Origin of the sequence: Longicatena sp. 210702-DFI.1.196, assembly GCF_020563125.1 — a bacterium.
Lineage (GTDB): Bacteria > Bacillota_I > Bacilli_A > Erysipelotrichales > Erysipelotrichaceae > Longicatena > Longicatena caecimuris.
In genome coordinates, this window is sequence record NZ_JAJCPX010000009.1 from 24,649 (window position 1) to 37,768 (window position 13,120).

Annotated in this window: 12 protein-coding genes; all 12 read right to left on the reverse strand. The window is 37.4% G+C overall.

Annotated elements, in window-relative coordinates:
- Positions 1-13: 13 nt before the first annotated feature.
- Positions 14-1,594 (reverse strand): response regulator, encoded by a 1,581-nt coding sequence (locus LI241_RS05855; protein WP_008690975.1) that lies wholly within the window; start codon positions 1,592-1,594, stop codon positions 14-16.
- Positions 1,569-3,245 (reverse strand): sensor histidine kinase, encoded by a 1,677-nt coding sequence (locus LI241_RS05860; protein ID WP_226896800.1) that lies wholly within the window; start codon positions 3,243-3,245, stop codon positions 1,569-1,571. Before LI241_RS05860 ends, LI241_RS05855 begins: the two co-directional genes overlap by 26 nt.
- A gap of 15 nt (positions 3,246-3,260) precedes the next feature.
- The gene (locus tag LI241_RS05865; protein WP_008690970.1) at positions 3,261-3,464 is read right to left on the reverse strand and encodes a DUF1146 domain-containing protein; all 204 of its coding nucleotides are present in this window, start codon (positions 3,462-3,464) and stop codon (positions 3,261-3,263) included.
- 60 nt (positions 3,465-3,524) lie between these two features.
- On the reverse strand, positions 3,525-4,727 hold the full coding sequence (locus LI241_RS05870) for an O-antigen ligase (RefSeq protein WP_008690969.1): 1,203 nt from the start codon (positions 4,725-4,727) through the stop codon (positions 3,525-3,527).
- Positions 4,728-4,904: 177 nt separating this feature from the next.
- Positions 4,905-5,576, reverse strand: coding sequence for a hypothetical protein (locus LI241_RS05875; RefSeq protein ID WP_008690967.1), 672 nt, complete (start codon positions 5,574-5,576; stop codon positions 4,905-4,907).
- Positions 5,577-5,665: 89 nt separating this feature from the next.
- A complete protein-coding gene (locus LI241_RS05880) occupies positions 5,666-6,880 on the reverse strand; it encodes an ATP-binding protein (RefSeq protein ID WP_227151046.1) in 1,215 nt (404 codons plus the stop codon).
- Entirely contained in the window at positions 6,877-7,575 is a 699-nt protein-coding gene (locus LI241_RS05885) for a LytTR family DNA-binding domain-containing protein (RefSeq protein ID WP_008690964.1), read from the reverse strand. The genes LI241_RS05880 and LI241_RS05885 overlap by 4 nt, the downstream gene beginning before the upstream one ends.
- A gap of 189 nt (positions 7,576-7,764) precedes the next feature.
- A complete protein-coding gene (locus tag LI241_RS05890; RefSeq protein WP_117547770.1) occupies positions 7,765-9,075 on the reverse strand; it encodes a hypothetical protein in 1,311 nt (436 codons plus the stop codon).
- Positions 9,076-9,290: 215 nt separating this feature from the next.
- Positions 9,291-9,980, reverse strand: a complete 690-nt coding sequence (gene lepB, locus LI241_RS05895; protein WP_008690962.1) for a signal peptidase I — start codon at positions 9,978-9,980, stop codon at positions 9,291-9,293.
- Positions 9,981-10,464: 484 nt separating this feature from the next.
- A complete protein-coding gene (gene atpC, locus LI241_RS05900; protein WP_008690961.1) occupies positions 10,465-10,857 on the reverse strand; it encodes an ATP synthase F1 subunit epsilon in 393 nt (130 codons plus the stop codon).
- A gap of 4 nt (positions 10,858-10,861) precedes the next feature.
- Positions 10,862-12,262: a F0F1 ATP synthase subunit beta gene (gene atpD / locus LI241_RS05905; protein ID WP_008690960.1), complete on the reverse strand. Its 1,401-nt coding sequence runs from the start codon at positions 12,260-12,262 to the stop codon at positions 10,862-10,864.
- Positions 12,262-13,119: an ATP synthase F1 subunit gamma gene (atpG, locus tag LI241_RS05910; RefSeq protein WP_008977858.1), complete on the reverse strand. Its 858-nt coding sequence runs from the start codon at positions 13,117-13,119 to the stop codon at positions 12,262-12,264. Before atpG ends, atpD begins: the two co-directional genes overlap by 1 nt.
- Between the last annotated feature and the right edge of the window lies 1 nt (position 13,120).

The window sequence follows — 13,120 nt, forward strand, 5'->3', positions numbered from 1 at the left end:
GACAAAGCCGGTTCTATGCTTCATCATCCTGAAGAACTTTCTTACGATAATCACTTGGTGATACATGATAGTATTTTTTAAACACCTTATTAAAATATAGCTGATCCTCCATACCGACAGCATTTGCCACATCCTTAATCTTATAAGCGGGTTCTTGTAACAATTCTTTGGCCTTCTTCATTCTTTTTTCATTAATATAATAATTCAGATTGATACCCGTCTCACTTTTGAATAATCTACTCAGCGTACTTTCATTCATATCTAATGTTTCTGCCAGCATTTTCAAATTCAGTTTCTGATGATAATTCTTTTCCACAAAATCCATCACTTCCGTTATTTCACGGCGATATTTACTACTGCTAGAATCTTTCATCCACTCCTCAATCTTCACAAAGCCTTCTTTTAACACTTCTGACAATTTATCCAGTGTTTCACATTTCCGTATGTTTGCGGTGATTGCGCCAAACGGCATATTCTGTCGGGCTCCTTTTTCAATCTCTTTTCCCTCTAAGTTATTAATAATAAAAATCGTATATTCTAAGACTTGTCTTGGTACGATATGATTTTCACGCATATACAATAATGTTTTATCAATTAATTCATTCGCCTGATGAAAATTTTTCTTCTGCACCGCCTCCAGCAATTCCACATGGTATTGTAAATCATTCATTTGCAGGCTATGAAACAGATCCCCTTCTTCACTGTGTATCAACACACCTTCCCCTTTATAAAAGCGCTGTTCATGAGCCTGTACCACCTGCATATATACTTCATCATAGGTCTTTAAGGTGCGCTGTATATCAGATAAGGTAATCGATAAATGGACATCCAGATATTGTTCAATATTTCGCATAATGGAATTACATATCGTTATAATACGCAACTTCTCCGCACTGTGGAAAAGAATGACACCAGAGTGATTACTAATAAAAATCACCTGATGTTTTACATATAACGAGATACTTTCGCGTATCAAATCACGCAGATTACTCTGTAAACGCGCATGTTCTTTAAATTTCCCTTCATAAAGCATATTAATATTATCAACACGAAAATAAGCCAATTGATAAAAATCCTCATATTCCTGAAAAATCGGTTGTGCTAAAGCTCGCTGATATTCCTTCACATCAATGATATGCTCATTTTTACTTAATACCATGCATTGTTGTAATTCTTTAATTCCCTGTTTTTCTTCTTCATTTTGTGATGAGCCACCTTCTTCACAGTTTTCTTTCACCTGGGTGATGATCCTGGTCAATTCTTCTTTTTCCAATGTAATCTTTAACAGATAATCAAAAGCGCCTGCCTTCATCGCATCACGGACTAGCTCAAAGTCGGAATAATTGCTTAATACGATGACTTGTGTATTTCGGCTTTCTTTTTTTATTTTTGTTATGAGTTCTATGCCATCCATTTCCGGCATTTTCAAATCGGTAATAACAATTTCAGGGTGTACCTCTTGAAAGATGCGATAAGCTTCCTTGCCATCCTTGACCGTCGCAATCACCTCACAGTGTAAGGCCTGCCAGTCAATCATATTTTTTAACGTGATTCGGATCAGTCTTTCATCATCTGCTATCAATACCTTGTACATCTGTAATTCCCCCTTTCCTATATGGAAGCAACAGTGTCACAATGGTTCCTTTATTTACTTCACTCTGAATATTCATCGAATATTTATCTCCATACATCAAGCGTATGCGCTCTTGTATATTCATAATACCGATGCCACTTAATTTCTTATTGGTATAGGATTGTTCCACCTCTTGAAATCCTTTTCCATTATCTCCTATCTCTATTTTCAAACAACCTTTTTCAGCCTGCGCACGAATCGTCAAAATCTGATGTTCGCGATCTTCTTCAAATGCATGCAGAATACTGTTTTCAACAATCGGCTGTAACAGAAATTTCAAAATACGGCAATGGCGTACATCTTCATCAATATTATAAACCGTTTCAAACAAATCACCATAGCGAAGCTTTTGAATGATGATATAATTTTTCACATTTTCTATTTCTTCTTCCACATCAACATATTCATTACTGTCTACGATCGTATTACGTAATAACTTTGATAGCGCACTAATGCCTTCACTAACGGGATTGTCTTCATTTAAAATCGCCAAATAATGAAGTGTATTTAACGTATTGAATAAGAAATGCGGATTTATTTGTGCCTGTAACAACTGAAGTTGCGTTTCTCTTTTTTGTTCCTGTTCCAGTGCAACCGTCTTTACTAATTCCTGTACACGATTCAACAAGTCATTAAAGTTTTCACTTAATTCATGTACCTCATCTTTCCCATTATCCTCCACCTGACTACTAATAAGATTCGTTTCATCAAGCTTACGCATGGATACCAAGATATTATGAATCGGATCATAAATACTGTGATATACAATAGTCGATAAGATAGCTTCTAATATCAAGATGGCCACTCCATAAAGAAATAGCATATTCCGCGTACTATGAATTTCTTGTAAGACATATTCCGAGCTTACCAGATTGACAACCTTCCAATCCATGCCCTCGATTTGTTTACTTTCATGGTAATAAGACTTACCATTCACATTGACCATGTCTTGACTTATCTGAATATTTTTTCCTTTCGGAAACGCTGCCTGACCAAATAAATAATGATTATCCTTATCAATAATGATCATCATATTTGAAATACTGGAAGCATTGGTAAATGATGGACTGAATGCTCCCTCTTTAAAACCACCACAAACATAGCCAATGGTTTCATTATGGTAAACGATACGTTTTGTTAAGAATATTCCATTATGTTCTTTTTTATATGCCCAACTAATATCCAAGGTAGATGGTAATGACAAATTTCCTTGTTCCTTTTCACCGGCATCATCATAAATGACTTCCTGTTTCTCATTAAAGAGCACCAGACGATTTCGTCCGTTTAAATTCATATTCATCTTTGCATAGGCAACGAAATTTTTGCGTACAGAGCTTTCACCATCACTCAGCAACATGTCATATACGATTCCTTGTGCACAGAATTCCGTCATCTGATCTTCAAGACGCTCCATATTAAGATGAAAGAGTTCTTCTACCATCTCAACAGAATGTTGTGATGATTCCTGATTCTTTGATATGATCATTTGCATACTGAAATTATAGTATAATAAAAAACAGATAATCATTACCACCAATGGCAATGCGATAAAACCAAATAAAAGGCGGGAGCGTATGCTCACATTACGTAACAATTTGCGTCGCTGTTTCATATCATGCACCATCATCTATAGACCATTGAACAAAGATATATTCAATAAAAATTGTGCTACCAGATAGCCTAAAGCCAACGCTAACAACAATAGCAGACATTGCACTTTTCCTGGTTTGTGCACATCACAAAAACGGTCAAATTTGACACTGCTTAATGCCCAGAAACTTGCCGCAAAACAAAAAAGATATACAGTAAAAGTGATTAGGAAATAACGCATAAGCACCCTCCTTACATTTCTTATATTATATCATACTTCTCCATCAAAAAAAGGGAGGCGTTAAACCTCCTCTTGTGTATACGCACGTTCTTTGTGGAAGTAAATACTGGAGCTTGATAATATCAGAAGAAACAACAAGCCCGTTTGTACCCAATACACTGTATAGTCCAACATGCCATGAATCAAGACAGTTAGGATACAGGCAACGATCAAGGAACATAAACGCAAATCAATGCGTCTTACAAATAAACGATATATTTCTTTCAGATTACTGCCAAAATAGACTCCCATGATCAATACGCCAATCACTCCATGACTTAAGATAGGATCTAAAATCACATTATGAGCATGTTGTGTAGGATGTCCACCATATTGTTTATAAATATGGAAATAAGTCAATGGACCTTCCCCCAGCAAAGGATGCGCCTCTATTCCTTTAACGGCTGTTGTCCAAATTTTAGCTCGCTTAAGAAAATCCGTAAAGATAGAAGCTCTTTGAAATACCTCCGGCTTTAATAATATTGCTATCCCACCTGTTCCAATTGCACTCATGGTCGCGGTGAAATAACCAAAACGCTTATTCATCAAAAACATGAAAGGTATCGTCACAACAAATGGTACCCAGGCCGTACGACAGCCTGTCAGATATAAAGCAAATAAGTTTGCCAAAATCGTTACGATATAAAAAATAATACGGCGTTTTGTTTTAACCTGCATCATCTTATATACGCAGATAAGCACCAGAAACTCAATCATCATTGCATAATAATTGGCATTAAAGAAGGTTGAATTCACACGATTTTTAGGACTGTCTTCAATAACCAGCATCATAAAATCATAGTTCAGACGATGTACGATACGCATATATTCCATCAAAGCCCAAGCTACACAGAATAATGATATGATGCAGCAGGCATCCATTAACAATTCAAATAAACGTTTATTAATCACCGTACGGAAGTAAAAAATAAAGAGAAAGATCACTAAGATACCGATTCCACAAACAGCTCCCAGCCAGTTTTGATGGAATGCTGCCACCAAAGAGGCTAACAAGCAAAAGGCAATTGCGAATTTTGATCTTGGTACTGATTGAATGATCGTTTTCATACGTCCCTGAATGGTTAAATAAAGCAATACACCGATAATCGCGATGATCGAACAATAGAAAGGTAAAAATATCGTACAGACAACAAACATGATCAGATATTCATCAAATGAAAAGTTGTCTAGCTTGCGATGTAAAAAGGCAGCAATTTTGTCCATGTTTGTTTCCTCCGTTCCTAAAAGTAGCTTTATTATAGCATTCCACATCAAAAATAACAATTTACCAAAGTAATCTTACAAATTTGATAGAAAGAAAAAACACGCCTTTGCAAACAACAGATAGAATTACAAAAGAGCCATCCAGAAGATGGCTCCATCAGTGAAAGGGAAGAAAACTCAGAATTTATAAGGCTTATTGATTGTCTCCATATATTCATACATCGTAATATCCGGATTCTTCAACGCCTCCAGAAGATGATAGGGATCCTCAATGATAACCCCACAAGTCTTCATATATTGGAGAATATTTACTATGTCTTCATGATGAAGATTGGCAAAAATAGGTAAGCCGCCCGTACTTGATGGCAACAGGAAGCCATTTTCCATGGAATTCATGGTAAACAACTTCACATCCTTATTTTTCAATAGGAAATATAGCTGCATGGTGTAACGACTATATCCCCAGGTGCCCCATTTACGCTCAAAGGTAAACTTAACTCTATCAATCTCATGCCAATACAATCGTTCATAAAAATCACTAATCTCTTTTGATAACAAGATCTGTAATACCAATGATAATTTTTTAAAATGACCGTATGGAGGAAGATAAGCCAGATATGTTTCATGATATTCCATACATTTGCTGGAATCTATCGCAAAGGGGAGCCATAAGCATTCGACGAACATTAGAAAGACGATCATACAAATGGTAATGTTGGATTGGGATAAACCAAGTGTATCTTTTAACAGTCCCTGCATTGCAACACCAAACAACAATCCGATAACCGCAATAACAGCTGCACTGGCTAGGATCTTTCCACGTGAGACATTTCCTTTCTTCTGCTTCATAACAATACCTCCCATAGGTTTTCTTTACCCGCTTATACAATACGTCATCTTTTACTTTCTGTGTCATACTTTTGCATAAGTGGCTGCTTTTATGACACATGTGGTAAAGCAAGATATATTTTGGTAATAAATAATTGATGTTCTTGATCAAAGCAACAATGCAGATCTCCTTGATATTTCTGTGCCACATCTTGCATATTACGCAATCCAAAACCGTGATAAAAGGTATCCTCTTTCGTTGACAGCATGCGTTCACCAACTTGATGTACACTTTCACAGCTGTTTTTCATTTTTATAAAAACATACCCTTTCTCTTTGCGTATCTTTAACTGTATGACACGTTGTTTACATTTTACACAGCTTTCAATAGCATTTTCCACCATATTGCAAAAAATAGCGCTCATATCCACAGGATCAAACTGATCTTCTGCAAATGGTTCTACATCTAGTATCAATTGAATATCCTGCTCCATGATATCCTTTTGATAATTGCGCAAAACCCGATCCAGCAAAGGACAACCGGTAGGAATAAAGCTTACCACCTCAGAATAGGTCATCATGATTTTTTTCGTCAATGTATCATTCTCTTCTATTGTTTTATTATTTAAGAGCTTCATCTGTTTACGTAAATCATGTATCTGACGTAATATTTCATCATTATCCTTTTGTAATCGTTCATACTGAATGACATTTTCTTTTGCTAAATGTCTGCGATTTGTTATTGATAACATCGTTTCATACTGCTGCTTTTGCACATACGCAAAACGATTTAACAACGTGATCATAAGAAATAGCAAAAACGGTAACATATGCTCTATATGCATCATATTGGATTTCTTAAGCCAGACAAACTGTATCATGATACCTAACAACACTCCATATGCCATTAATAAAAACCATCCGCCTTCGCTTTGCTTGCGAAGTATCAAAAAAAGCAACGCATGAAGGATTCCCTCGACAAGCAGAAAACACATGCATTTTGCATACCAATCATGGAGAAAAACATCCATCATGAATACCACCAGCAAGGAGAGGATAAAACTTGCCAGAAAACTGCAGAAACATTTTACAAAGGCTGTTTCTTTCTCATAAATGAAACTAGCAAAGATACACAATGCCCATAAACCATATAAATACCAATCCATTGGTAACACCAAGCTGCTTAGACAAGCTCCCATAACCAGGATGCTCATAAACTGCCTGATTTTCATCTTCATTGCGGAAAACTGAAACCATGTCTCATAATATAAAAAGGTCATATAAAGCATGCTGCCTGTGCAAAGAAATACCGTGAAATAATTCATAGACTCATCTCCTGAAACTGTAACCAGCTTTCTTGTACCTGCTGCACTCTTCTTCTAGCCAAGGGTAAAGTCTCATGATTGCTTATTTCAATACAGTCTTTACGAATCTGCATAATATGGCTCAATTGTACAAACAGCCCCTTATGACATTCAACAAAATGCACATGTAATTGCTTTGCCCAATAACTAACCCCTTCCTTACTTTCATATACTCCTTGAGGCGTATGGAAACAAGTCGTTCTTCCAATACTTTCAAAATATAAAATTTCTTTCATTTTCACCATGGTTGTCTCTTGGTGCATAGTTAAAGTCAGTGTTTGTGAGGTATCTCTTGTCTGTAAAATTTCATCCAATTCACTATACAACAAAGTCTCATGAATTGGCTTTAACAAATACCGGGATGCTTGTATCTTATAACCCTCTAAAGAATATTTTAGATAGCTGGTAATTACTACGATAATCATATCCGGTAAACGTTTACGTAATTCCATCGCAATTTCAATCCCATTTTCTTCTTGTATCTCAATATCTAAAAACAGCATATGATATATCTTCGTACTATCTAGAAGCTCTTTTCCATTTGTATAACGATCAATTCTGGCTTCCATATGACGTTTATCAAAATATGCCCGCAATAAATCTTCATTTCTTTTCCCATCCTGATATTCGTCATCCAATACACAAATTTGCAACATCTTATCACCCTCACTAATAGTTTCATTATACACACAATATGATAAAAAGGATGTATGAAACACAAAATCGGTTCTTTTTCTGACATCACCGGTAAAAAAGACGTAAAAATCATAAAAAAAGGAAACCCTAAGACCCTACATCAGGTTTTACGATTTCCTACGTTTTTTGCCCACCACTTACAAGCGAGACTATTCTAACTCTTTTAGCTGATTATCAATTTTTTTGATTTCTTCTTCTAAAGTCGCAATTTCATTCTTTTGTTCTGTGATTGTCTGCTCAGCCTTGCTCTTCTTGCTTTCTGCGGTTTCTTTTTTCTCATTATAAATACCGGTAAGTGAAGATGCTTCTCCAGTAAGACGATTATATTCTGTCATAGCTGCATTTTTTCTTTCTAATGCCGCATCTAAACTTTCTTTTAACTGGGCTTTTACTGTTTCATCTTTTTCCGCATTATAATTCCCTAAAATACGTTCATATTCATCGTTGGCTGCCTTATACTCACCATTTTCATAAGTACTTACTTTTTTCTGCGCCTCTTTAGCCTTTGCCAACTCATTTTTTTCTAAAGATGCTAAAGTTTCAGTTGCATCCTTCTTATCCTTTTCGGCAAGTTCCAACTTATCATTGGCATCTGCTTTCCGCTGTACATAGGTTTCTCTTTGTTTCTTTAAAGCTGCAATCTTGGCTGATGAATCAGTAACATCGTCTTTGTTATTGGTATCATCCTTATTTGCATCCGTATTTGTCGGATCCTTGGTTGGGGTTGTTGGTTCTTCTGTTTGCTCCGGTGCCTTTTTATTATCATTACCGCCAAGGAAAGTATCCATTGCATATTGTACGGCAAAAAAGCATGCAACGATGATTAAAATCCCAACAATACCAAGAATGACATAGGTAATGATTTTATTTATCTTCGTATTTTTTTCTTCATCATCGCCTTCATCTTCTTCCACTTCTTCTTTTTTAGATGTGGTTTTCTTAATTGATTTCTTTACAGGTAATGGTTCTTCATCCTCATCTAACACATGTACATCCGATAATGGCTGAACGATCGTTTTCCCCAATTTTTCCTCGTCTTCTGCTTCTTCACCATAATCAGAGATTGGCATCTGCTGAGTCATCGTTACATCTTGTGGCTCTTCAGCTGCCGTTAGGCTTTTTTTGCCATTCATGATTACCAATGTCTGATCATTTGTATCATCCACAAAGCCTACTCTTGTTTTCGCCAGTTCTTCTTCATCTACGCGAATATCAGGGATAGCTTTCTTCTCTGTACTTGCTTTTTTATCTTCAAAGATAGGGGAATGAAATTTCTCTCCCGTTAATGGATTAATCGCATTTTCCTCTTGGTTTCGTGGTGATGCTGAAGCAGTTGTCTGTGCTTCTTTTTGGCGTTTCATCTCTTCTATCTTTCGGCGTAATTCACTATCTTTACTATAATCGTTAATAATACCTGTCAAATCTACATCATCATGTTCGTTTTTTCTATTGTTCTGCATACGATCCCTCCGTTACAATTAGCGGTTTCATTTAATGAAAGAGCGTCCAATCGGACACTCAAGAAGAATTTTCACACTCAAAGGAGGAGAGAAAAATTCTTATATAAATCTATGCATCATGATTTCATTGGCTAGATGAAAACACATAAATTTACGTTATTATTATAACACTGAATTTTTCAATCTGTCATTCCATTTCTTAATTTTATCTTACACTATTCAGGAGCACCGTTTCTTACCATTTTAATTTCCGTGAAAGGAAATAAAACATAAACATCCTTACCAACGATAGCAGATTTTTTAAAAGGCCCGACTGCTCTAGAATCATAAGATACCACACGGTTATCTCCCATCAAAAAGTATTCATCTTTTCCTAAGGTTATTTTATTAAAATCCTCCGTAAATGGTTTCCCCTGTGATCGAATATGATTTGCATATTCTGTATTTAGATAAGGCTCTTCTAATGGCTTGTCATTTACATAAACCACATCATCTTTCGCATATACCGTATCATTTGGCATACCAATCACACGCTTTACCCAGTTTTCATCAGTTTCTTCATTATAGACAACCACCACATCCTGGCGCTTAATGCCTTGGGTCTTTGCCAAAAAGATATTCATGACACCGATTTCTGAATCACTAAGCGTTGGATACATACTATCTCCATCAACCTGCACTGGATTGATGACAAAGTGTGATAACAGCATTACGACGATAAAGCAGATGATGAAGGTTCTGGCTAAATCAAACAATTCATACTTCCATCCGCTTTTCTTAGGCTTTTTCTTCTTGCTCTTTTTCATTGAAGAACTATCTTCTTGTTGTTCATCATCTATAATCATAGCTTCTACATTTGGTTTTGTATTTTCTATTGTTTCTGTTTCTGATTTCTTTTCTTCCATAAAGGTTTGCTCCTTTTCGACTATGTACATTATTATAACACTACTTATCTAAAACAAAATGGGAAATTGTCGAAAAGCAAAACGTTCTGTATTTCATATCGCAGAAATAGCAGCTAATGTGTAATATCTTCAAATAGGTCTATTAGATTATAGAAATGTCTTTGGACTAATTAAATATGGAGTTGAAACTCAATCTTTCCTAATTTCCATTCATTTAAATTTTACTGTCTTGTTAAAGGTATGCCTGCGGTCGTACAAGAGTTTTTTTATATTGTGACGTTTTTCTATGGATTATGCCGATATAGTGCGACGGTTTTCCAATGTTTTGACTACCTAACTGCAACGTTTTTCCATATTGTTACCTTTTTCTTATTCTTCTATTCATACAAATCTCTTATACCATAAGGTTTTAGCTACATTATTTTTACCAACACAACATAAAAAGACGTATGCACTCTCGAAGAGTTTCATACGTCAATTTTACTTATCCATTATAAACATGAATACGATTAATAGCTTTGGCAAGGGCAACCTCTGCACGTTTGATATTCGTGCGGCTGTCTTGCTTTTTCAAACGCGCTTCCGCACGTTCCTTTGCCCGTTTTGCTCGTTCAATATCTATTTCTTCACGACCTTCTACGGCATCTGTCAAAATGCGCATTTCATTATCCGCAAACTGTAACAAACCACCGGCCAAAGCATAATCCTTTTGTTCCTTATGCTCGCTCAAGGTACATTTGCATGTCTTTAACATCGCCACGATTGGCATATGATTGGAAAGAATCGTTGTTTCACCATCTACCGTTGTGACATGCACAGCCTCCACTTCACCCTCTTTATACAAACCAAGAGGAGTAATGATTTTCAGCTTGATCATAGGACTAGCCTTCCATCGCTTTGGCTTTTTCTACCACTTCTTCGATAGTGGAAGCGAACATGAAGGCCTGTTCCGGTAAGTCATCATACTTGCCATCTAACAGCTCTTTGAAACTGCGTACTGTATCTTCACGAGATACGTAGCATCCTTTGATACCGGAGAATACTTCGGCAACATGGAATGGCTGTGACAGGAAGTTACGTACACGACGGGCACGATTAACGATGATCTTATCTTCTTCACTTAATTCATCCATACCTAAGATAGCGATGATATCCTGTAATTCTTTATATCTCTGTAAAATTTGCTGTACACCACGAGCTACCTCATAATGTTCCTCACCCACCACTAATGGATCAAGGATACGAGAGCTAGATTCCAATGGATCAACAGCCGGGTAGATACCCAATGCCGCAATGTCACGATCCAATACAGTTTTAGCATCCAAATGAGTAAACGCCGTTGCTGGTGCGGGGTCTGTCAAGTCATCGGCAGGTACGTAGATGGCCTGTACGGAAGTGATGGAACCATCCTTCGTAGATGTGATACGTTCCTGTAACTGTCCCATTTCCGTTGCCAATGTTGGCTGATAACCTACGGCACTTGGCATACGTCCTAACAGCGCACTTACTTCTGAACCAGCCTGTGTGAAACGGAAGATATTGTCGATAAACAATAACACATCCTGATGTTCAACATCACGGAAGTATTCCGCCATCGTTAAGCCGGTTAAACCAACACGCATTCTGGCACCTGGAGATTCATTCATCTGTCCATATACCAGAACGGTTTTATCAAGGACACCACTGTCCTTCATTTCATGATACATGTCGTTACCTTCACGGGTTCTTTCCCCAACACCGGTAACAACGGATTTACCACCATGTTCCTTGGCAATATTGTGAATCAATTCTTGAATCAATACGGTTTTACCTACACCGGCACCACCGAACAGACCAATCTTACCACCTTTGGAATATGGGCACAAAAGGTCGATAACTTTAATACCGGTTTCCAACATTTCCGCAGATGTCTGTTGTTCATCAAAGCTTGGTGCTTTACGATGAATAGGCAGACGTTTGCTTGTTTTTACTTCGCCTAAACCATCAATTTCACGGCCTAAGACATTAAACATTCTTCCTAAGACTTCATCTCCGACAGGTACTTGAATCGGTGCGCCTGTATCGATGGCATCCATGCCACGTACTAAACCATCCGTACCACCCATGGCAATACAGCGTACCCGTTCATCGCCGATATGCTGTGCCACTTCGACAATCAGAGAGTCTTGATTTTTCAAAGGGATTTCGATTGCGCTCAACAGTTGTGGTAATTCGCCGTTTTCAAAAGCAACGTCAACTACCGGACCGATGACCTGCACAATTTTTCCTGTGTTTTTACTCATCAACTGCTCACTCCTTCCATTGCGTTGACACCGCCGACGATTTCTGTGATTTCCTGTGTAATGGCGGCCTGTCTAGCCTGGTTGAATTGTAATTCCAGTGTTTCCTTAATTTCTTCAGCGTTATCTGTAGCGCTTTCCATAGCCATACGGCGACTTGCCTGTTCACTTGTTTTAGTTTCCAGGAAATAGCTGTATAACAGTGATCTGACATACATCGGAACCAAGGTATCAAGAATTTGATCACCCGCTGGTTCAAAGATCGTCAGAGCGCTTGTTTTCTTTTCACGTTCCTTATCCTTTTCTACCGGCAACAAGGTTACTAACTGCGGCTCAAAGCTGACAGAGTTCACAAAGTGAGTATACAGGATACGGATTTCGGATATTTCTTTCTTGCGGTATAAGTCCAATGCATGATCGGCAATGGTTACCAGTTCACTGTAACAGTCATCTTCAAAGTCTGTTTCTTCCATCACGACATGGAAATCCTTATTACGGCTCCAATTGACACCGCGACTTCCTATCATGACAAAATCACCGACATTGCCAATGTCATTCAACAGCATGCGAAAGATATTCGCATTATAGCCGCCACATAAGCCCATATCACTTGTAAAAACGATGGTGAATGGTTTTGCGCCTTCATTTTTACTTAAATAAGGATGGCGGGAATGTTCTATGGAAGACAGGATTTCTTGCACCGTTTCTTTTAAATAATGGGCATATTCCCGATTTTCTTCCATGTACTGTTTTTGTTTTTTCAGCTTACTGGTCGCCACTAGCTGCATCGCCTTGGTAATCTTTTTGGTAGATTCTACTGAGCGGATGCGTGCTTTGATTTCCAGTTTTCCAGCTGCCATA